Source organism: Catellatospora sp. NPDC049133 (assembly GCF_040648455.1).
Lineage (GTDB): Bacteria > Actinomycetota > Actinomycetes > Mycobacteriales > Micromonosporaceae > Catellatospora > Catellatospora aurea.
On sequence record NZ_JBEZDT010000045.1, the window covers coordinates 19628 to 40288 of the forward strand.

18 protein-coding genes and 1 pseudogene are annotated in these 20661 nt (G+C 68.7%); 8 read left to right on the forward strand and 11 right to left on the reverse strand.

The window, feature by feature from the left end; translation table 11 throughout:
* Positions 1-7 precede the first annotated feature (7 nt).
* Positions 8-679: a TetR/AcrR family transcriptional regulator gene (locus tag AB0B35_RS36230; protein WP_361054789.1), complete on the reverse strand. Its 672-nt coding sequence runs from the start codon at positions 677-679 to the stop codon at positions 8-10.
* A 299-nt stretch (positions 680-978) separates the two neighbouring features.
* Here AB0B35_RS36230 and AB0B35_RS36235 point away from each other — a divergent pair, with 299 nt between their 5' ends.
* Together AB0B35_RS36235 and AB0B35_RS36240 are read left to right on the forward strand one after the other, a co-directional pair.
* The gene (locus AB0B35_RS36235; RefSeq protein ID WP_361054668.1) at positions 979-4197 is read left to right on the forward strand and encodes a cytochrome P450; all 3219 of its coding nucleotides are present in this window, start codon (positions 979-981) and stop codon (positions 4195-4197) included.
* Positions 4198-4275: 78 nt separating this feature from the next.
* On the forward strand, positions 4276-5322 hold the full coding sequence (locus tag AB0B35_RS36240) for a zinc-binding dehydrogenase (protein ID WP_361054671.1): 1047 nt from the start codon (positions 4276-4278) through the stop codon (positions 5320-5322).
* 138 nt (positions 5323-5460) lie between these two features.
* Here the strand turns inward: AB0B35_RS36240 and AB0B35_RS36245 are convergent, their stop codons facing one another.
* From AB0B35_RS36245 to AB0B35_RS36275, 7 genes and pseudogenes are all read right to left on the reverse strand, one after another.
* The gene (locus AB0B35_RS36245; protein ID WP_361054674.1) at positions 5461-5709 is read right to left on the reverse strand and encodes a hypothetical protein; all 249 of its coding nucleotides are present in this window, start codon (positions 5707-5709) and stop codon (positions 5461-5463) included.
* Between the two features lie 143 nt (positions 5710-5852).
* Positions 5853-6053, reverse strand: a pseudogene (locus AB0B35_RS36250) (flavodoxin family protein); the annotation flags it as partial.
* A gap of 6 nt (positions 6054-6059) precedes the next feature.
* Positions 6060-6212, reverse strand: coding sequence for a hypothetical protein (locus AB0B35_RS36255; protein WP_361054677.1), 153 nt, complete (start codon positions 6210-6212; stop codon positions 6060-6062).
* Between the two features lie 232 nt (positions 6213-6444).
* A complete protein-coding gene (gene dmpG, locus AB0B35_RS36260; protein WP_361054680.1) occupies positions 6445-7473 on the reverse strand; it encodes a 4-hydroxy-2-oxovalerate aldolase in 1029 nt (342 codons plus the stop codon).
* A complete protein-coding gene (locus AB0B35_RS36265; protein WP_361054683.1) occupies positions 7470-8408 on the reverse strand; it encodes an acetaldehyde dehydrogenase (acetylating) in 939 nt (312 codons plus the stop codon). Before AB0B35_RS36265 ends, dmpG begins: the two co-directional genes overlap by 4 nt.
* On the reverse strand, positions 8408-9223 hold the full coding sequence (locus AB0B35_RS36270; RefSeq protein WP_361054686.1) for a fumarylacetoacetate hydrolase family protein: 816 nt from the start codon (positions 9221-9223) through the stop codon (positions 8408-8410). Before AB0B35_RS36270 ends, AB0B35_RS36265 begins: the two co-directional genes overlap by 1 nt.
* Complete coding sequence (locus AB0B35_RS36275) at positions 9220-9864, reverse strand: TetR/AcrR family transcriptional regulator (RefSeq protein WP_361054689.1); 645 nt, start codon at positions 9862-9864, stop codon at positions 9220-9222. The genes AB0B35_RS36270 and AB0B35_RS36275 overlap by 4 nt, the downstream gene beginning before the upstream one ends.
* Positions 9865-9981: 117 nt before the next feature.
* Here AB0B35_RS36275 and AB0B35_RS36280 point away from each other — a divergent pair, with 117 nt between their 5' ends.
* The 5 genes from AB0B35_RS36280 to AB0B35_RS36300 all read left to right on the forward strand — a co-directional run bounded on the left by AB0B35_RS36280 (position 9982) and on the right by AB0B35_RS36300 (position 17009).
* Complete coding sequence (locus AB0B35_RS36280; RefSeq protein WP_361054692.1) at positions 9982-10839, forward strand: alpha/beta fold hydrolase; 858 nt, start codon at positions 9982-9984, stop codon at positions 10837-10839.
* Positions 10836-11822: a VOC family protein gene (locus tag AB0B35_RS36285; protein ID WP_361054695.1), complete on the forward strand. Its 987-nt coding sequence runs from the start codon at positions 10836-10838 to the stop codon at positions 11820-11822. The genes AB0B35_RS36280 and AB0B35_RS36285 overlap by 4 nt, the downstream gene beginning before the upstream one ends.
* Entirely contained in the window at positions 11819-13426 is a 1608-nt protein-coding gene (locus tag AB0B35_RS36290; RefSeq protein ID WP_361054698.1) for a bifunctional 3-(3-hydroxy-phenyl)propionate/3-hydroxycinnamic acid hydroxylase, read from the forward strand. The genes AB0B35_RS36285 and AB0B35_RS36290 overlap by 4 nt, the downstream gene beginning before the upstream one ends.
* 210 nt (positions 13427-13636) lie before the next feature.
* Entirely contained in the window at positions 13637-15187 is a 1551-nt protein-coding gene (locus AB0B35_RS36295) for a long-chain fatty acid--CoA ligase (protein ID WP_361054701.1), read from the forward strand.
* A gap of 292 nt (positions 15188-15479) precedes the next feature.
* Positions 15480-17009 carry a GGDEF domain-containing protein gene (locus AB0B35_RS36300; protein ID WP_361054704.1) on the forward strand — a complete coding sequence of 510 codons (1530 nt, stop codon included), beginning with the start codon at positions 15480-15482 and terminating at the stop codon, positions 17007-17009.
* Positions 17010-17869: 860 nt separating this feature from the next.
* On the opposite strand, the gene AB0B35_RS36305 is transcribed toward AB0B35_RS36300, so the two are convergent.
* The 3 genes from AB0B35_RS36305 to AB0B35_RS36315 all read right to left on the reverse strand — a co-directional run bounded on the left by AB0B35_RS36305 (position 17870) and on the right by AB0B35_RS36315 (position 18936).
* Complete coding sequence (locus AB0B35_RS36305) at positions 17870-18181, reverse strand: hypothetical protein (protein WP_361054707.1); 312 nt, start codon at positions 18179-18181, stop codon at positions 17870-17872.
* Between the two features lie 153 nt (positions 18182-18334).
* Entirely contained in the window at positions 18335-18613 is a 279-nt protein-coding gene (locus AB0B35_RS36310) for a DUF202 domain-containing protein (protein WP_361054709.1), read from the reverse strand.
* The gene (locus AB0B35_RS36315; protein ID WP_361054712.1) at positions 18610-18936 is read right to left on the reverse strand and encodes a DUF202 domain-containing protein; all 327 of its coding nucleotides are present in this window, start codon (positions 18934-18936) and stop codon (positions 18610-18612) included. Before AB0B35_RS36315 ends, AB0B35_RS36310 begins: the two co-directional genes overlap by 4 nt.
* Before the next feature lie 176 nt (positions 18937-19112).
* Here AB0B35_RS36315 and AB0B35_RS36320 point away from each other — a divergent pair, with 176 nt between their 5' ends.
* Complete coding sequence (locus tag AB0B35_RS36320; protein ID WP_361054715.1) at positions 19113-20660, forward strand: ABC transporter substrate-binding protein; 1548 nt, start codon at positions 19113-19115, stop codon at positions 20658-20660.
* The last annotated feature ends 1 nt before the right edge of the window (position 20661 follow it).

Below are 20661 nucleotides of genomic sequence, written 5' to 3' on the forward strand. Positions count from 1 at the left end.
ATGGCGGTCAGCCATGTACTGGTGGATCGGCGGCTGGCAGCGGCGTATTGGCCAGGGCGTGGGCCTCCTCCGGCGGTACGCCGAGCATGCGCAGCAACTGCTCGGCAAGTTGATCGCACGCGGTGTCGTCGACCAGGCCGGGGTCGGTCAGCGACAGATGCAGGGTGGCCAGCACCGCTCCGGCGACGGCGGAGCGGGCCAGTCGCGGTTCGGTGATAGTGAAGCGGCCCGACGCCACCCCAGCCTGGATGTCGCGTAGCGCACGGGGGGACAGGCCCCGCGTCGAGTCCACGTAGCTCATGCCGTGCCGGACCAGCACCGCCGAGATCTGCGGGCGGCTGCGGCACACGCGAAGGGTCAGCCGGACCGACTGGGCGAAAGCGAGCGCGGGGTCCTCGACGTCGACGCTGAGCTGATCCAGCAGTTCCCCGAGTTCCTCGAGCACGTCGTCGACCGCGGCAGTGAACAGCTCGTTCTTGCTGGAGAAATGGTTGTAGAAGGATCCGAAGCCCACGTCGGCGGCGTCGGTGATCTCCTGGATGCTCGCCTGCGCAGCGGTGTCGGTGGCCAGCATGACTCGGGCGGCGTCGACCAGTTTCTTGCGCGTATGCGCCTTGCGTCGCTCGATCCGGCTCGGCACGAGCGTGCGGCTGTCAGGCGCTTGTGCAACGGGCTTCATCACAAGCCCCAACTTATCCCAGCTCTCACTGTTGCGCCTCATACATCTCAGCGCTGATACCTACATCACTTCTGAGTCATTTCTGGAGATGGTCGTGGGAGTTGCGAGGCGCAATCTGATAATTTTGTCAGTGCTGATCAAGTCATCGCCGGTAGAGAGCTGCGAAGACGCCTTCTCAACCGCGCTGAGACCAGGGGCGGCGCGAATGCCGTCGATGACCCCGCCTGACACGGGTGGTCCTGTGCCGCGACGGTCGTCGACAGCTACCCCGGACCTTCTCTCCAAAGGAGGCAGAACCCATGGCCGTTCAACCCACCGACCTACGCTCCATCCGCTCACCGCGCGGAATCCCGATCCTCGGCCACACGCCGCAGATCCCCAGAACCAACCCCGTGGAGTACTTCGGCGAGCTGTCCAAGCAGTTCCCTGAGGGCATCTACAGCATGGACATCGCCGGCATCGAGCAGGTCTTCGTCTACGACCCGGACCTGGTGGCCGAGGTCTGCGACGAGACGCGGTTCTTCAAGCAGATCGACAAGACTCCGCTGCAACACGTCCGGGACTTCGCGGGGGCAGGCCTGTTCACGGCCCACCAGCATGAAGAGGAATGGGGCATGGCGCACCGTGTCCTCATGCCGGCGTTCAGTCAGCGGGCGATGAAGGCCTACTTCGGGCAGATGCTGGAGATCGCGCAGAACCTGGTGGGCAAGTGGGAGCACAGGGAAGGTCTGCCGGTCAACATCACCGACGACTACACCCGCCTGACGCTGGACACGATCGCCCTGTCGGGGTTCGGTTACCGGTTCCAGTCCTTCGACAAGGAGGAACTGCACCCCTTCCTCAACGCGCTGCTGGGCACGCTGGTGGAGTCGCTGCGGCGCTCGCAGGAACTGCCGATGATGACCAAGCTCCGCAAGGCAGACGACAAGAGGTACCGCGAGAACATCCAGCTGATGCAGGAACTGGTGGAGAGTGTGATCAAGGATCGCCGCGAGGGGAGGGGCAGCGGTGAGGAGGACCTGCTGGGGCTGATGCTGGAGGCCACCGACACGGAGACCGGCAGGCTGCTGGCCGACGACAACGTCCGCGACCAGGTGCTGACGTTCCTTATTGCCGGTCACGAGACCACCAGCGGTCTGCTGTCGTTTGCCACCTACTCGCTGATGCGCAACCCGCACGTGCTGGCCCAGGCCTACACCGAGGTGGACCGCCTGCTGCCCGGTGACACCGTACCGGACTACGACACGATCATGAAGCTGGACGTCATTCCGCGCATCCTCGACGAGACCCTGCGCATCTGGGCTCCGATCCCAGCCTTCGGCAAGGCCCCGCTGGAGGACGCCGTCATCGGCGGTCGCTATCTGCTGAAGAAGGGAACGCGGGTCAATATCCTCGAAGGTCCGCTGCACACCCACCCCAAGGCCTGGGAGCGGCCAGAGGAGTTCGATATCGACCGGTGGCTGCCGGAAAACCGCGCCAAGCACCACCCGCACGCCTACAAGCCGTTCGGCAACGGCGTGCGTGCGTGCATCGGCCGTCAGTTCGCGCTCACCGAGGCCCGTCTGGCCCTCGCGCTGGTGCTGCAGAAGTTCAAGTTCTCCGACACCGGCGACTACAGGATGGACGTGCGCGAGGCGCTGACGCGCAAGCCCGGCGACTTCGAGCTGGTCGTCCGTACTCGTCAGGAGCACGAGCGGACCGTTTTCGGCGCCGCGGATCTGCAGACTGACGACACGCAGGCGCAGGCCGCGGTCAGCGGTGTCGGGGTGAACCTCACCGTCGCGTATGGCTCCAGCCTAGGATCGTGTGAGGACCTGGCCCGCACGATCGCCGACCGCGGCGAGCGCTCCGGGTTCGGCACCACGCTGACGAGCCTGGACGAGCTGGGCGACAACCTGCCCACCGAGGGCCTGCTCGTCGTCGTGGCCGCCAGCTACAACGGCAAGGCGCCGGACAACGCCCAGCGCTTCGACGACCTCATCGGCGCCGGGCTGGCTGAAGGCTCCCTTGCCGACGTGCGGTTCGCGCTGCTGGGCGCTGGCAACACCCAGTGGGTGGCGACCTACCAGGCCTTTCCCAAGCGGATCGAGCAAGCCCTACTGGCCGCCGGCGCCACCCCGGTCATCGAGCGGGGCGGGGCCGACGCCGCCGGCGACTTCGACGGCATGGCCACCCGCTGGATGAACACCCTGTGGACCACCCTGGCCGAGCAGTACGCCGCCGACACCTCCGACCACGGCGCGCCGCGCTACCAGATCCAGCTGCTCACCGAGGCCGACGTGCGCCCCACGATCGTCTCCGCCCAGGCCTACCCGCTGACCGTGGTCGCCAACGAGGAACTGGTCAGCGACCCGACCGGGCTGTGGGACTTCCAGATCGAGCCGCCGCGCCCGTCGGCGAAGTCCCTGACCGTCGAACTGCCCGAAGGGGTCACCTACGCCACCGGCAACCACCTGGCCGTCTTCGCCAAGAACGAACCGGCCCTGGTCAAGCGTGCGCTGGCACGGCTGGGTGTCGAGCACGACCAGGTGCTGCGACTCGACCAGCCCGGCGGCGGCAGGACACACCTGCCGGTCGGCACACCCGTGACCGCCGGTCTGCTGGCCACCGAGTTCCTGGAACTGCAGGACGTGGCCACCCGCTCCCAGATCCAGACCCTGGCCCAGCACACCGCATGCCCCTGGACCCGACCGCAGCTGGAGGCATACACAGCCGACACGGCCGAAGCAGAGCAGCGCTACCAGGAGGAGATCCTCGGCAAGCGCGTCTCGGTGCTGGGCCTGCTGGAGCGCTTCGCCGCCATCGACCTGCCGCTGGCCGCGTTCCTGGCGATGATGGGGCCGATCCGTCCCCGCTTCTACTCCATCTCCTCCTCCCCGCTGGCCGACCCTCGCCACGTTCGGCTCACGGTCGGCCTGGTGGAAGGACCCGCCATGTCCGGCGACGGCCAGTACCGCGGGCTCTGCTCCTCCTACGTCGCACGCCTGCAACCCGGAGACGTCTTCTACGGCTACGTGCGCGTGCCCTCGCCGACGTTCGCCCCGCCGGCTGACCCCGCCACGCCGCTCATCCTCATCGGCCCCGGCACCGGCGTCGCACCGCTGCGCGGATTCCTGGAAGAGCGCGCACGGCAGCACGCCAACGGCACCCAGGTCGGCCTGTCACAGGTGTTCGTCGGCTGCCGCCACCCGGAGCACGACTACTTCTACCGGCAGGAGATGCAGGCCTGGGAGAACGCCGGAATCGCCCAGATCCACACCGCCTACTCCGCGGTCGGCGACCACCCGGCCCGCTACGTCCAGGACGCCATCACCATCGCCGCCGACACCGTATGGCAGGCGCTCGAAGCCGGCGCGTACGTCTACGTCTGCGGCGACGGCCGCCGCATGGCCCCGGCTGTCCGCGACGCACTCGCCGCCCTCTACCGCGACCGCACCGGCGGCGACGACGAGGCCGCCCACAAGTGGCTCGCCCAGCTCGACGCAGACGGCCGCTATCAGCAGGACGTCTTCGCCTGATCCACGCCCGCCACCCCAACAGACCCGCCGCACCATGCACCTCGAAGCATCGAGGGACGCCCACAGAAAAGGATCACCATGGACACCATGCTCGCCGGACGCTTCCACCTGGACTCCAAGAAGTTCGTCGTGGAGGAGGTGCCCGTGCCCGTACCCGGCCCGGGCGAAGTGCTCGTCGAGGTGAAGGCAGCCGGCGTCTGCCTCTCCGACGTCCACCTGATCGACGGCTCCCTGGTCCCGCTGTTCGCCACCTCCAACGTGGTCACCGTCGGCCACGAGGTCTCCGGCGTGATCCACACCCTCGGGCCCGGCCTCCGGCGCGGACTGACCGCCGGCACCCGTGTCACCCTGGAAGCCGGCCAGAGCTGTGACCAGTGCACCGACTGCGCGCGGCGCCGCCCCTGCACCCAGATCCGCACCCGCGGCATCGACTACGACGGCGGCTGGGCCCAGTACACCCTCGCCCGCGAGGACACACTCATTCCCATCCCCGACCAACTTCCCTTCGACCAGGCCGCGATCATCCCCGACGCGGTCTCCACCCCGTACGCCGCCATCGTGGCCACCGCAGGAGTACGCCCCGCCCAATCCATCGGCGTCTGGGGAGCGGGCGGAGTGGGCGCGCACAACATCCGCGTCGCCCGCCTGGTCGGTGCCGCGCCCATCATCGCCATCGACCCGCTGCCCGGCGCCCGGCAGCGCGCCCTGGCCTTCGGCGCGGACCTCGCACTCGACCCGACAACCGGCGACCTCACCGATCAGATACTCCAGGCGACGGGAGGGCGCGGCCTGGACTTCGCCTTCGACTGCGCCGGCTTCCCGGCGGTCCGCGAACAGGCCGCCGCAGTGCTCGGCCAGCACGGCGCACTCATCCTGGTCGGCATCACGCCCGAGCCGCTCACCATCAGCGAAGGCCTGACCTTCAACTACCTGTCCAAGCAAGTGCGCGGGCACTACGGCGGCTTCCCCGAGTCCGTCTCCGAACTGGTGCAGCTGGCCTCCAACGGCCGCCTCGATCTGGCGCCCTCCATCACCGACCACATCCCGCTGGCCGACGCCGCCGACGCAATCCACCGGCTGGAGAACAAGATCGGCGATCCGATCCGCCTTGTCCTCATTCCCTGACAGGCTCTATGAAGCCAGCCGGGCGCCGGTGCTGCCAGCACCGGCTCCCGGCACCGAATGCCGCGACGCACACGCAGGCAGACTGGGCGGAGGCGTACAACACCGCTCGCACCACAGGCGCACTCCTGGTCCCCCGCTTCAACAGATCGCCTCTCGAGGCGGGCAAGAAGCGCGCCCTCGTCGCGGCCGGGCACACATGTGAGTCGCGGGGTAGACCATCCATCCGTCGGCGGTGATGGCGTCCTGGACGAACCGGTACGGGTGAGCGGGCACGGTGGAGAACGCCAGGTGCACCTCGGCGATGCCTGCCTGCTGCCAGGACTGCACCTCGTCGCGGTAGAACCAGTCGTGCTCGGGGTGTCGGCAGCCGTAGAAGACCTTCGACACGCCGATTCGGCGCCAGCGGCCTGCCGGGCGGCCCGTTCTTCGAGGAAGCCGCGCAGTGGGGCGAAGCCGGTGCCGGGACCGACGAGGATCATCGGCGCGGTCGGGTCGGCTGGCGGGTGGAACGGCGGGGCCAGGACGCGTACGTAACCGGCCGCCAGCAGTGCCGCCTCCACCCGCTTGGGGAAGGCCTGGTAGGTGATCCAATGCGTGTTGCCATTGCCCAACACAGCGAACCGCACTTGAGACATCGATCCCGCCGTCAGCCCGCCGGCGGCGGCCAGGGCATCGCGCTGTGCGTTGTCCGGGGCCTTGCCGTTGTAACTCGGCGTGACGACGACCAGAATCCCGTCCTACGGTGGGTTGTCGGCCAGCTCGTCCAGCGTGAGCAGAGCGGTGTCGAAGCCGGACTGCTCAGCCCGGCCCACCAGCTGGCGCGCGAGGTCCTCCGAAGCGCCCAGATTGGATCCGTACGCGACGCGCAGCGCGACCCCTACAGCGTTCACCGCGACCGCCGCCGCCTGCGGCTCCTGCACCGCCTGCGCCTCGACGCACCAAGCAGGGCCTAGCCAAGATCGAGATCATGCGCTGCCTCATTGGGCTATATCGTCCGCGAGATCCACACCGCGCTCATGGCCGACTTCGCCGCCCTGAACACCCCTTGACTTCCACAGGAGCATCAGTTCTGGGGGACCGGGACACTCTGTTCAGGCTCGGCGACCTTGGCGGCGCTTCGCCTTACCGGACGTTCCGGGTGAGGTCGAGAGCGACGTCCATGATCATGTCTTCCTGGCCCCCGACGAGTTTGCGCCGACCGACTTCGAGCAGGATGTCCCGGGCATCGAGACCGTAGTGCCGCGCGGCGGCTTCGGCGTGTCGCAGGAAGCTGGAGTAGACGCCGGCGTAGCCGAGGGTGAGGGTCTCCCGGTCGACGCGGACGGGGCGGTCCTGCAGCGGGCGGACGAGGTCGTCGGCGGCGTCCTGGAGGGCGAACAGGTCGCAGTTGTGTCGCCAGCCTTGGACGGTGGCCGCCGCGATGAACGGTTCGATCGGACAGTTGCCGGCACCGGCGCCGTGGCCGGCGAGTGACGCGTCGACTCGGGTGGCGCCCTCCTCGACGGCGACGAGGCTGTTGGCCACGGAGAGGGACAGGTTCTCATGGGCGTGGATGCCGATGTCGGTGCCGGGGTCGAGGGCGTCCCGGTAGGCGCGGACCCGGTCGCGGACGCCATCCAGGGTGAGCCGCCCGCCGGAGTCGGTGACGTAGACGCAGTGCGCGCCGTAGGACTGCATCAACCTGGCCTGGGCGGCGAGCTGCCCGGGCTCGGCGAGGTGGCTCATCATGAGGAATCCCGACACGTCCATGCCCAGCTCTCGGGCGGTGGCGATGTGCTGGGCGGCGATGTCGGCCTCGGTGCAGTGGGTGGCCACGCGGACGGACCGTACGCCGAGGTCGTAGGCGTTCCTGAGGTCGGTGATGGTGCCGATGCCGGGCAGGAGGAGGGTGGTGAGGCGGGCGCGGGTGACGGCAGCCGCCGCGGCTTCGATCCACTGCCGGTCGGTGTGGCTGCCGGGGCCGTAGGTGAGGCTGCCGCCGGAGAGCCCGTCGCCGTGGGCGACTTCGATGCCGTCGACACCGGCGGCGTCGAGGGCGATGACGATCCGGGTGACGTCGGCCGGGGTGATGCGGTGCCGAGTGGCGTGCATGCCGTCGCGCAGGGTGACGTCCTGAATGAACAGGCGGCGGGCGGGCGCGGTGGTGTTCATCGGATCGCTCCTTGTGCTGCGGCGAGACGTTCGGCGACCCGGAGTGCTGCGGAGGTCATGATGTCGAGGTTGCCGGCGTAGGCAGGCAGGTAGTGGGCGGCGCCTTCGACCTCGAGCAGGACGCTCACCTTGGCGGTGACCGGCGTCGCGTCGTCGAGCAGCAGGGTGCGGACCGATTCGTCTGGTGCCACCGGGGTGAACTGCACAGGCTGCTTGAGCCGGTAGCCGGGGACGTACGCGGCAACCTCTTCGATCATCTGCTCGATGCTGGCGCGTACGGCGTGGTGGTCGGCGGGCCCGATGAGGCACTGCACGGTGTCCCGCATGATCATCGGTGGCTCGGCGGGGTTGAGGATGATGATGGCCTTGCCGCGCCCGGCGCCGCCGACCTGTTCGATGGCGGCGGCTGTGGTCTCGGTGAACTCGTCGATGTTGGCTCGGGTGCCCGGACCGGCGGACCGGGAGGCGATGGAGGCGACGATCTCGGCGTACGGCACGGGGGTCACTCGGGACACGGCCGCGACGACGGGGATGGTGGCCTGTCCGCCGCAGGTGACCATGTTGAGGTTGGGGGCGCCCAGGTGGGCGTCGAGGTTGACCGCGGGCACGACGTACGGGCCGATCGCGGCCGGGGTGAGATCCACCAGCGTCGTGCCGTACGGGGCGAGGGCGGCGGCGTTGGCCCGGTGCGCCTGGGCCGAGGTGGCGTCGAAGACCACCGCGATGTCGGCGAAGTCGGGCATCGCGATGAGGCCGGTGACGCCGTCGGCGGTGGTCGGCACGCCGAGGCGGCGGGCGCGCGCGAGGCCGTCGGAGGCCGGGTCGATGCCGACCATGGCGGCCATCTCCAGCGTGTCGGACAGGCGCAGAACTTTGATCATCAGGTCGGTGCCGATGTTGCCCGATCCGATGACGGCGACCTTCGTACGCGACATCAACTGCCGCCTTTCGTGACGGGGGTGGTGAAGGTGGCCTCGACGCCGCCGAGGCCGGTGAGGTGCGCGCGGACGTGCATACCGTCGGTGACCGCGACCATCGGTCCCAGCGCGCCGGACAGGACGACGTCACCGGCGCGGAGCGGGTCGCCGTGGGCCAGGGCGGTACGGGCGAGCCAGGCGAGGGCTCGCAGCGGGTCGCCGAGGCACGCCTCGCCGGAGCCGGTCGAGGCGGTCACACCATCGACGGACATGGTCATCTGAACCGCCGCCGGTTCGACGGCGTCGAGGGGAACCCGGTCGGCGCCGAGGACGAACAGACCGCTGGAGCCGTTGTCGGCGACCGTGTCGGCGAAGCTGATGTCCCACCCGGCGATGCGGCTGTCCACGATCTCCAGGGCGGCCACCGCGTACGCGACCCGGGGGCGCACGGTGACGGCGGTTACCTGCGGGTCGGTGACATCCTCGCGGAGGACGAAGGCGACCTCGGCCTCGATGCGAGGTTGCAGGAGCCGGTCGAGGCCGATCGCCTGGGACTGCGGGCAGGCCATGTCCTCGAAGAGCATGCCGAAGTCGGGCCGGTCGACGCCGAGCTGACGCTGCACGGCCGGGGAGGTGAGTCCCACCTTGCGCCCGACCGGCCGCCCGCCGTCCTGGGTCCGCGCCTCGGTCAGCCGGCGCTGGACGGCGTAGGCGAGTGCCTCGTCGTCGGGGCCGATGAGGTCGCGGACTGGCGGGCACGGCGTGCGGGTCTGCGCGGCGGTGCGCAACCGCCGGTAGGCGGAGGTGACGGGATCGGCAGTGCGGAGGGTCATCGTGTCTCCGCGGCCGGATTGCCGCCGCTCACGCGGACGAGGTTGTCGTAGAGGGCGCGGGCGTGCAGTTCGAACAGCCGCAAGAACTCGACGTTGTCGCCGCTGATCTCCCTGGCGATGAAGATTCCGTCGGCGGCGGCGACGGCGTACGTGGTGAGCAGCTCGATCGTGTCCTGATCGGCGTCCGGGGCGAGCGAGGCGAACAGGGCGGAGAGCCGGGTGCGGGCGATGCCGCGGACCTGCAGGAAGATGCGGCGGGCGCTGGGCTCCTCGGGGCGGCGCTCCAGGGTGAGCATGAGCCCGAGGCGGAGGAAGTCGGGGGAGTCCAGCAGCGTCTTGGCGATCTGGCGCGCCATCGCCGTGACGCGTTCCAGTGCCGGGCCGGTCTCGTCGCCGGGGAGAGTGAGCGAGTCGGCCCAGATGTCGAAGCTGCGCTGGATGACGGCGGCGATGAGGTCGTCCTTGTTCTTGAAGTGCCAATAGATGGAACTGGCGGGCAGGCCGCACTTCTCGCTGACCAGGGCGATGCTGGTGCCTTCGTAGCCGCGCTCACCGGCCACCTCGGCGGCGGCGTCGAGGATGCGCTGGCGAGACTCCTCGCCGTTGGCCCGACGCCTGCGTTCACTGCGAGATTCCGTCATCGCGCGCTCCCTTGTTTCCGGCCGATGTCTTGACGACTCCGAATGTGAACCTTACCGTAGCGTTCACTACAACTGGAACGATCACTACATTAACAGCACGGGGTCGTGGGAGGTCAAGTGAGCGGGGAGAACACCGCGCAGCAGCAGCTGGTGCGAGTCGGGGTGCGCGACATCGCCGTCACCGAGCGGGGAGCCGGTGAGGCGGTGGTGTTGCTGCACGGCGGCGGGCCCGGGGCGTCCGGGATGTCGAACTACGCCCGTAACGTCGACGCCCTCGCGCAGCGGTTCCGCGTCATCGTGCCGGACCTGCCTGGCTACGGCCGGTCCAGCAAGAAACTGGACCAGTCCGACCCGTTCGGTGACCTCGCCGCCGCCGTCCGTGGACTGCTCGACGCGCTCGACATCGACCGGGCCCACCTGGTCGGCAACTCCTACGGTGGTGCCGCCGCGCTGCGGCTGGCGCTGGACCAGCCCGACCGAGTCGCACGCATGGTCCTCATGGGTCCGGGCGGGATCGGCACGACCCGACGTCCGCCGACGCCGGGCTTGAAGCACCTGCTCGGCTACTACGGCGGCGAAGGCCCGACCCGGGCGAAACTCGAACGGTTCATCCGCGACTATCTGGTCTACGACGGGGCCAGCGTCCCCGCGGACATGATCGAGGAGCGGTACCAGGCAAGCCTGGACGCCGAGGTGATCGCCAACCCGCCACTGCGGCGCCCCGCGGGGCTACGGACCCTGCTCCGCATGGACCTGAGCCGTGACGGACGGCTGACCCGGGCCGCAACGCCGACGCTGGTGCTGTGGGGCGCCGAGGACCGGGTCAACCGGCCCTCGGGCGGACGGCTGCTCGCCGAGCGGATGCCCCGCTGCGACCTGTGCCTGGTCGCCAGGACCGGCCACTGGGTGCAGTGGGAACGCCCGGAACTGTTCAACGCCCTCACCATTGCTTTCCTCTCCGAGGAGTCCGAATGAACGTCTTCGGCAAGGTCCATCTGGGCTACCTGTGTATCGAGACGACACGGTTCGGTGACTGGCGCCGCTTCGGCACCGACGGCATCGGTCTGCACGTCGACGAACTCGACCGCGACCGGATGCGATTCCGGCTGGACGACCACGAGTGCCGGTTCCTGCTGCAACGGGGCCCCGCCGAGGACGTGACCACGGTCGGCTGGCATGTCGACGACCACGAGACACTCGACGACATCGTCGCCCGCATCACCGACCGCGGTCTCACCGTCGAGCACGGCAACGACGAGGAGGCGGCCCTGCGCGGCGTGCAGCGACTGGTGCGCTTCCCCGGCCCGAAGGGCCTGGTCCAGGAGCTGTACACCACCCCGGTCACCACCACCGCACCGCTGCGCATGCAGGGCGGCGGCTTCGTCACCGGCGACGCCGGCATGGGTCACATCGCCATCACCTCGCGGCACCCGGACACCATCCACCGCTACTACCACAACGTATTCGACGCCCGGCTCAGTGACTTCATCGTCGAGACGATCAGCGCGGTGCGCTTGCGGATCCGGTTCCTGCGGGTCAACGGCCGCCACCACACCGTCGCCGTGGCCAACACCGAGGGCCTGCGCATCGACCCGATCCGCACGGCGATCCAGCACCTCAACACCCAGGTAGCCACGTTGGACGACATGACCGTTTCCTACCAGCGCCTCAGGCAGCTCGGCTTCACCATGGCCCTGGGCATCGGGCAGCACACCAACGACAAGGAGCTCTCCTACTACGTCCGCACGCCGTCCGGATTCGAGTGGGAGGTCGGCTGGAACCCGATCGTCGTGGACGAGGCCACCTGGGAGCCCACCACCCACCAGGGGATCAGCATCTGGGGCCACACCCCCGAGGGTCAAACGGTCATCGACAAGCTCAACCAGTTCCGTCTCGCCGTGGCCTCGCTGCGCCGCGCGGAGATCACCGTCCCGGCACTCAGCGGAGAGGCAGCATGAACACCGGCACGCATGACTTCGACGTGATCATCGTCGGATACGGGCCGGTCGGCGTCACCGCCGCCAACCTGCTCGGCGGCATGGGCGTACGGGTCGCCGTGATCGAACGCGACGCCTCGATCTACCCCCGCGCACGGGCGATCTCCACCGACGAGGAGGTGATCCGGATCTGGCAGGGGATCGGCCTCGCGGACCGGCTCACGGACGACATGCTCGCCGGCCGGCCGATCGACTTCGTCGACGCGCGCGGCCGGTCGTTCCTGAGCCTCGCGCCGGCTCCTCGGGGCAACGGGCACCCGCCGCAGCTGTTCATCTACCAGCCGGCCATGGAGCAGGTCCTCCGCGACGGTGTCCGCCGCTACCCGAACGTCGAGGTCCTCCTCGGTCACGACTGCGAGGCCGTCGAGCAGGACGCCGACGCTGTCACCGTCGCCGCACGCAACCTGACCGACGACACGGTGCGTACCCTGCGGGGGGCGTACCTGATCGCCGCCGATGGCGGGTCCAGCCCGATCCGGACCCGGCTGGGCATCGGCTTCGACGGCCGCACCTACCACGACCGGTGGGTCGTCATCGATACCAAGGTCAAGCGGGGCTGGGACACCGTCGACCGCCTGCGCTTCCACTGCGACCCCGCCCGGCCCGCCGTGGACTGCCCGACCCCGCTGGGCCACCACCGGTGGGAGTTCCCCATCCTGCCTGGCGAGGACGAGCAGGATCTGGTCAGCCACGACCACATCTGGCGGCTGCTGCGCCGCTACGGCCGGACATCCGACGACGTCGAGATCCTCCGCGCGGTCGTCTACAACCACCACGTGCGCTTCGCCGAACGCTGGCGCATCGACCGCATCTTCCTCGCCGGCGACGCCGCACACGCGATGCCGCCGTGGATCGGCGAGGGCATGTCCTCCGGCGTACGCGACGCGGGCAACCTTTGCTGGAAACTGGCCGCGGTCCTGCGCGGCGAGCTCCCCGCCGACGTACTGGACAGCTACGAGGCCGAGCGCAAACCACACGTGCGGGAGATGACCGCACAGGCCGTGCGCTTCGGGCGCATCATCACCGAGCGGCGCCCCGGCCTGACGGCCCTGCGCAACCTCGCATTCCGGGTCGTCATGCGCGTCCCAGCCATCCGCGCCTACATGCAGGAGGCCAAATGGTTCCCGGACACCACCTACCGCAAGGGCCTGCTGAACCACAGCGGAGGCAACCCGGCGGTCGGCAAGCAGCTCCCGCAGCCCTGGGTCCGTACCGACGGCGGTGACCGCGCCCGCCTCGACGACGTGCTCGCCGGTCGGTGGACACTGCTGCACACCGGTCCGGCGCGGCACTGGCCAGGCTGGGCGGGCAACGCCACCGCGCGCCTGCAGGTCACGTCGGCGGGCTCGGCCCCCGCGCCCGGCACGGTCGTGGACACCGACGACGTGCTCATCCCGTGGCTGCGCCGACACCGCGCCGCCGTGGTCGCACTGCGCCCCGACGTCGTCGTCTACGCCGCCGCCACCGGTGACGTCGACCTGCCCGGCCCACCGTTCCTCCACCCGCCACAGAGCCCTGTCGACGAGCAGACACCGCGCGACACCGCGTCGTCAGGCATCAACTGAAGTAGTCCAGCACTTCCGGCACTGCGGACTCCCGCCTTTCGAGCCGCTCCCGTGATGGCTGTGAGTGCTGCCTGCCAGGACCCGTCGTGACGTCGGGTTCGACCCTGCTTCCGGCACGCGACCTGGGCTTCCCACCCGTCTGGAACGTCCCTCCCGGCTCGCACGAGGAAAGGGCTCGCCCGGACTTCAACCATGAAGGAGAGAGCTGCCATGCTAAACCTCGCGCTCATGCTCGAAGGCAGTGCCGAACGACTGCCGAGCAGGCAGGCCGTCGTGCTCGGTGACACGCGCTTGTCGTACGCCGAGCTCAACGGCGCGGCGAACCAGGTCGCGAACCTTCTCGTCGAGAGCGGTGTCCAGCCGGGCGACCGCGTCGCGCTGTCGTGCCCGAACCTCCCGTACTTCCCGATCGTCTACTACGGCATCCTCAAGGCCGGCGCCGTCGTCGTGCCGCTGAACGTGCTCCTCAAGGCCGGCGAGATCGCCTACCACCTGCAGGACTCGGGCGCCAAGGCGTACTTCTGCTTCGAGGGCACCTCCGATCTGCCCCTTGGCGCCGAGGGCTGGCAGGGTTACGGCAGGGCCGCCGGGTGCGACCGCTTCTTCCTCATCACCGCAGACCCCCAGGTGCCGAGCCCGATCAAGGGTGCCATCACACTGGGATCCGCACTCGCCGGCAAGGCTCCTCGATTCCAGACGGTGGTCACTGAGGCGACTGACACTGCGGTGCTCCTTTACACGAGCGGAACGACGGGACAGCCCAAGGGCGCCGAACTCACCCACGCCAACATGGTCATGAACGCCGTCACCTGCTGGCGTCTCTTCGGCTCCGCCGACCATGACGTCCACCTGGTGACGCTGCCGCTCTTCCACTCGTTCGGACAGACAGTGCAGATGAACGCGGGCCTGGGCGGTGGCGCCACGTTGGTCCTCCTGCCCCGGTTCGACGCAGGCACGGCACTGACGCTGATGGAGCGAGAGCGGGTCACCTTCTTCGCCGGAGTACCGACGATGTACTGGGGCCTGCTCTCCGTGGGCCGGGAGAAAGGCGACGCTTCGGCGATCGCGGCCAACCTGCGCATGGCGGTCTCCGGCGGCGCCGCCCTTCCGGTGGAGATCCTCGAGCAGGTCGAGAAGGTCTACGGCGTCCGGATCCGGGAGGGCTATGGCCTCTCAGAGACCAGCCCTGTCGCATCGTTCAACCACCCCGGCCGCGAGGCGAAGCCCGGTTCGATCGGGCAGCCGATCTGGGGCGTGCAGATGAGGCTCATCGACCCGAACTGGAACGAGGTCCCGCAGGGCGAATCGGGCGAGATCGCGATCCGGGGTCACAACGTCATGAAGGGCTACCACTGCCGCCCCGACGCAACCGCGGAGGTGCTCCGGGCCGGGTGGTTCCGCACGGGTGACGTCGCCCGCCGCGACGAGGACGGCTACTACTTCATCGTCGACCGGGCCAAGGACATGATCGTCCGCGGTGGCTTCAACGTGTACCCCCGCGAGATCGAAGAGATCATCATGACGCATCCGGACGTGAGCCTGGTGGCCGTGGTCGGCGTGCCGCACGAGTCGCATGGCGAAGAGGTGAAGGCCTTCGTGATCCGCAACCCGGAATCCCAGCTGACCGAGGACGAGCTGGTGGACTGGTGCAGGGAGCGGATGGCGAGCTACAAGTACCCCCGTCTCGTCGACCTCCGAGAAAAGCTGCCGACGACCTCCACCGGCAAGATCTTGAAGCGCGAGCTTCGCGATGGAGCGTGACGAGGTCGCGCACGCGGCTCGAGAGGTAGCAGCCGACGCGGTCAACTCTCGCCATATGACGATCGCCGCAATAAGGCTGTATCCTCACAAAGCGCCGTCAACTCGAACTCGGCGGCATCCTCGTTTCGAGCCTGAGCCTGCCAGCCGTCCCCGGCTTTGCGTCCTTGGCACGATCAATGTTCTCGCAACCGGCACGGGCGCTATCCCAGTCCAACCCGGCATCAGCACATGGCTGCCCGCGTAGCGTTGACGTCGGACACCGAGCTACCGGGGGTTTGCTATGAGCGGGCACGTGATCAAGCCGCTTGCGGGCCTCACCGCTGACCCGGGTCTGATCGTGCTGGGCATATTGGCTGCGGCGGCCGCCGTGGCGGCAGCGGTCACGCCCGCCGCTGCCACCACAGGCCAGATCGTCGAGATCGGACTCTGGGTCGCCTTCGTCGCGATGTGCCGACGGATCACCACCAGGACCGGTATAGACCCCGCCGTAGTCCGCTTCTGGCACGACCTCGCGATCAGCGGAACCGTATTCGGACTCGGTGCACTGGTCATCCTCGCCAGCAGAGCCGCCCCACCACAGCTCGTCAGCGGCCTGCTAGCCGCCTCCTCGCTCCTGCTCGTGGCCGCCATCGCCTTCCTCGGGCGCGCCATGCTCAGCTACCGTCTGCTGGTTGCGGGCCACGAACAGGCCCGGCTCTGGCTCGACGTCGGCACCGTCATGTGCGCGCTCGCGATGCTCGCCTGGCACTTCTGCCTGCCCGGCGGCTCACTGCCTGGCAACACGGCCCAGTTCGCCGTATGGTTGCTCGGCTGCACGATGGCCCTGCTGGCGGCATACGCCGTGGTGATGCTCGTACTGAGCGGTTCGGCGCCGTTCACGCCGGCCGCCGGCGTCACCCTGAGTGCCGCGATCCTTATCGGGGCATGGACGGTATTCAATGATTTGAGCGTCAGCGTCGTCGAAACCGAGTTCCTGCTTCCCGCTCAGCTGGTCGCCACCTACCTGTTCTTCGTCGCCGCCCGGATGCAGCACCTGCAGATGGGCACCTGGCCCAGCGGCCTGACCAACCTGCGCCGTCCCGCGTACAGCAGGCTGCCGTTCCTCGCCGTCGGCAGTGCTCTGCTTCTACTTGTCTACGAGCTGTGGCGGGAGGGAGTCACGATCCGCAGCTGGGGCATGGTCGCAGGCGTCGTCACCGTGGCACTACTGGTCATGGTGCGCCAGAATCTGGCGTTCGTGGACAACGCCCGACTACTGCACCAATTGCACCACGAAGCCACTCACGACCACCTGACCGGCCTGCCCAACCGCGCCCTGCTCGAGGACCGAGCACATCGAATGCAGGACGACCCCGGTCGCCCGACGCGCACCGAAGCGGTGCTACTACTCGACCTCGACGAATTCAAGGCCGTCAACGACGAACTCGGCCACCACTATGGCGACCAATTGCTCGTCGAGGTGGCGAACCGGCTGCGCGCCTGCGTGAGACCTACCGACACCGTCGTCCGCCTCGGTGGCGACGAGTTCGTCGTCCTGCTGAACGACACCACAACCGCAGGGTCCGTCACTACCGCCCAGCGCATCCTCGGCGCCCTGGCCGCGCCCGTCGTCCTTGCGGGCCGCACGCTGACGCCCCGCGCCAGCATCGGCATCGCGGTCGGGCCCGGCGACCAGTTCGATGCGCTCCTACGCGATGCCGACATCGCCATGTACCAGGCAAAAAACGAGGGCTCCGGCCTCAGTCTGCATCCCGGCACCCGCCCGCCGACAGCCCATGGCGGATCCGACAGCCCTCCCGGTCGCCGACTCACGGATGGATAGGTTGCGGGCACAGCCGAAGAAGATCTGTCGCGGCGAGACCAGACACGGCACGGCGACCGCCTGTATGGGTTGTGGCGCTGCTGGTGGTCACCGGGATGCGCTGTGGCGAGCGCGTCGGCTTGAAGTGGGACGACCTCGATCCGATTGTCGGGGCGATAGGCGTCGCACGTCAGCGTGTGGTCGAAGGGGGTTGCGAACTGCTGGTGGTTTTGTCGACGTATTTAGTCAGGCGTCGTCACGTGTGTTGGCTGTCTGATGTTGGGGTGGTGTTGGCGGCCGCTGCGGGTTCGGCCGTTTATGGCGGTGATGTAGCGGCCGGCACCGTAGTGGCCGGAGGGTGTGAACGCTGGACGAATGCGCTGCAGTACAGCGCTTCAAATTCGATCGTGGCGCGTTTCGTGGATGCAGGGGCGCACCAGGATTGGCTACCCGCCAGTTCGGCAACCGCCACTATTCAAGTTGTCTATTTTGTCATGCGGCAATCGGCTATCATGAATGCGGTATGCGCCGTGAGCTGGGTCAACGTGGTGCTGGAATGGTGCAATCACAGACCCCTTGATCAAAGCCCGTTTCCGGGATCCCGGAAACGGGCTTTGGTGTTCTTCGAGACACGCGCTCGGCACCCGGCTGGGCGCCGGCGACCGCCGCGCCGAGCTGGCCGCGCTGCGCGTCATTGGCCATGGGCCCGGGCCCCTTGGCCCCCTCCTTGCGACACTCGGTCAGATGCCCTGGGGCTGCCGGACTGGCTCACGGGGAGTCGTCGCGACTTTGCGGGTTCGACGTGTGGTGGGCGCGGTCCAGCTGCGGTTGCTGCAAGCGAAACATATGTCGCTTGTGGGCAGTCGCGACACTCTGGCGTTTCACCGGTCCTGGCGGTAGAGGCTTTCACCGGCGTGGTCGGGATCGGTGTAGACCTTCACCGTTCCGTCTGGGTACGCCGCGAAGGGCAGTGTCGCGCCGTCCGGGCACCGGTGAAGGAACATCAGCGTTGAGCCCACGACCACGAACGAGTGCGCCCCAGCCGTCGCCGCTTCGTGACCGTGCTCGGCCCGCCACTGAGCGACGTTTTCGGCGGCGCCCGGTTGTGCCGCCGCGTCGTGCACCTTGCCCAGCATGTCGTCGACTGCGGGCTGGTCGAGTATCTCGATCTGCAGATCCCGGGACTGCCCCACGTCGGGCTCCTCTCCGGCGCGTCCGCGCCAGGTGACGCAGACCTGTCAGCCCGCCTTAGGGCGGTGAGCCAGGAAAGCGGCGGAGAATACGCGAAACGGTCCGAGCCTGTCCGAAAGTACGTCGACCCGGTCCAGCGATCGAGGAGTCGACCGTCAGCGCGCGTCGAGCAGCAGGCAGATGCCCGCGACGGCGACGGCGGCTGCCGCGACGAAAACGAGACCGGGATGGGCCTCGGTGGGCTGCAAGCTGCGCAACTGTGCCTGCCGGATCTCGGCCGCGGCCAGCATCATCAAGGCGGCTGCTGCCAGGCCGGCGCGGGCCGTGGCGCTCAACGCGGTGTCGAGCCGGAGCAGCACCCCGGCGGCAGCGACGCAGGACAGGCCGGTGCGTCGCCACGACAGCGCAGTGCGTTCGGCGGCGAGCCCGCTCATGCCCGAGTTGCCAGCAGTGCAACTGTGGCGCAGATCATTGTCGCGATGACCAGCAATGGCAGGGCGGTGTGCGGTAGCGGTTCGTTGCGGCGAAGCGCCCGCTGAACGGTGCGCCAGCGGGGGTAGCTGAGCGCGGCGAGCGCGGCGCCGCAGGCCAGCAGTGCCGTGCCGACGGCGGCTTCAACATGGCCGGTGAGCTGCCACAGCGCGACTCCGCCCGCCATCAGCGCCAGCGCCGATCTCAGGTATGCCAGGAGTGTTCGTTCGTTGGCGAGCGTGAACCGGTAGTCGGGTTCCTCGCCGATCTTTTCGGGTCGGGGCACGCGTAGACGGTAGGCGACCGTGCGGGGCCGCCTGACAGCGGGGTTAATGATTCACGTAAAGAACTTTGCAAAAGAAAATTAATCACGGCACCCTCTAGTCAACCGGCTGGTCATGTTGCTACGGTCCCTCCGCGGCACCCGCCAGACGCCGCCCACCCGAAGGGAAACCGCCCCGTATGCCTTCTTCGCCCGTCTCCGTTTCCCGCCGCGCCCTGCTGGCCGGCGGCGTTTCCACCGCCTTCCTCGCCCTGACCGGCTGCCGGTCGGCCGTCGACGAGCCCACCACCGTCGGCGCGGGCGCCCCGGTCCGCGGCGGCACCCTGCACCTGGCCGCCAGCGCCGACGCCCAGCCGGGCGCGGTCATGGCCAATCGGGCAGGCAACTGGATGTGGCGTCGGCTGGTGTTCGAGCCCCTCGCGGAGCTCGACGACCAGCGCCGCCCTCAGCCCGTGCTGGCCAAGAACTGGACCTACAACGCCGAGCGCACCCAGCTCGTCGTCGACCTGCGCGACGACGTCGTCTTCCACAGCGGCCGCCCGATGACCGCCAAGGACGTCGTCTACTCCCTGGAACAGGTCAAGGACGCCAAGAACGCCTCCCAGCTGCGCGCTGTCGCGCTCAAGCTGACCGTGAAGGCCACCGGCGCGCACCAGGTCACCATCACCATGGACAAGCCCAGCGACAGCCTGTTCGACCTGTTCCACCTCACTGCGATCGTCGACAAGGACACCTTCGGCAAGATCGCCGACGGCAGCGCCGTCATCGGCACCGGCCCGTTCGTGTGGAAGCAGTGGCGGCCAAAGGCCGGCATCAGCCTGGAGCGCAACCCGAAGTACCGCGTCGCCGACCGTCCCTACTTCGACAAGGTCGAGGTCGCCGTCATCAGCGACGCCACCGCCCTGCAGTCGGCCCTTCGCGGCGGGCGGGCCCACCTCGCCAACGGCCTCACCAGCACCGACATCGCCTCCCTCAAGGTCGACTCCGCCTACGCGCTGGAGAACGCCGGCGGCGTGTTCTACCCGCTCGGCCTGAACGTCACCGCCGCGCCCTTCGACAACAAGGAGGTCCGCCAGGCCGTCGGCTACGCGCTGGACCGCGAGCGGATCAAGGCACAGGTGTTCGGCGGCGACGCCACCATCTCCGACCTGTGGTGGACCCCGACCGAGAACGGCTACCCGAAGGACCTTACGGCCCACTACAGCCTCCAGCTGGACAAGGCCAAGACCCTGATCGAGCAGGCCGGGGCCAAGGGCGCGAAGGTGCCGATCGCGTTCGCGAACCTGCCCACCATGAAGAGCCTGTTCGAGATCGTCCGGTTCAACCTGGAGCAGATCGGCCTGGCCCCCGAGGCCGTCGCGCTGGACACCGCCGAGTTCGACGCCCGCCAGGTCGCCGGCACCCTCGGTCCGGCGTTCCTGCTGCTGCACGGCATGGTCGGCTTCTCCGCCGCGACCATCGTCGACGCCATGCCGTCACTGCGCACCGGCAACCCGTCCAAGTTCGCCGAACCTCAGTACGACACCCTCAAGGCCGCCCTGCGGCAGGCCGACGACAACGCCCGCCCGAAGGCCCTGACCGACCTGTCGACGTACATGCTCGACAGCGCCTTCAGTCACGTCACCGCCGTCGCCCCGCAGTACCACGTGCGCAGCGCCAAGCTCACCGGCCTGTCCACCGTGCCGCTGGGCTGCGTCGTGGCCACGGACGCGTACCTGGCGGCCTGAC

Excerpts from the sequence above, each read along its gene's own strand:
- AB0B35_RS36290 (WP_361054698.1), top strand. The coding sequence starts at position 11,819 with ATGAACACCGGCACGCATGACTTCGACGTGATCATCGTCGGATACGGG.
- AB0B35_RS36265 (WP_361054683.1), bottom strand. The coding sequence starts at position 8,408 with ATGTCGCGTACGAAGGTCGCCGTCATCGGATCGGGCAACATCGGCACC.
- AB0B35_RS36275 (WP_361054689.1), bottom strand. The coding sequence starts at position 9,864 with ATGACGGAATCTCGCAGTGAACGCAGGCGTCGGGCCAACGGCGAGGAG.
- AB0B35_RS36295 (WP_361054701.1), top strand. The coding sequence starts at position 13,637 with ATGCTAAACCTCGCGCTCATGCTCGAAGGCAGTGCCGAACGACTGCCG.
- AB0B35_RS36240 (WP_361054671.1), top strand. The coding sequence starts at position 4,276 with ATGGACACCATGCTCGCCGGACGCTTCCACCTGGACTCCAAGAAGTTC.
- AB0B35_RS36310 (WP_361054709.1), bottom strand. The coding sequence starts at position 18,613 with ATGAGCGGGCTCGCCGCCGAACGCACTGCGCTGTCGTGGCGACGCACC.
- AB0B35_RS36230 (WP_361054789.1), bottom strand. The coding sequence starts at position 679 with ATGAAGCCCGTTGCACAAGCGCCTGACAGCCGCACGCTCGTGCCGAGC.
- AB0B35_RS36235 (WP_361054668.1), top strand. The coding sequence starts at position 979 with ATGGCCGTTCAACCCACCGACCTACGCTCCATCCGCTCACCGCGCGGA.
- AB0B35_RS36270 (WP_361054686.1), bottom strand. The coding sequence starts at position 9,223 with ATGACCCTCCGCACTGCCGATCCCGTCACCTCCGCCTACCGGCGGTTG.
- dmpG (WP_361054680.1), bottom strand. The coding sequence starts at position 7,473 with ATGAACACCACCGCGCCCGCCCGCCGCCTGTTCATTCAGGACGTCACC.
- AB0B35_RS36285 (WP_361054695.1), top strand. The coding sequence starts at position 10,836 with ATGAACGTCTTCGGCAAGGTCCATCTGGGCTACCTGTGTATCGAGACG.
- AB0B35_RS36320 (WP_361054715.1), top strand. The coding sequence starts at position 19,113 with ATGCCTTCTTCGCCCGTCTCCGTTTCCCGCCGCGCCCTGCTGGCCGGC.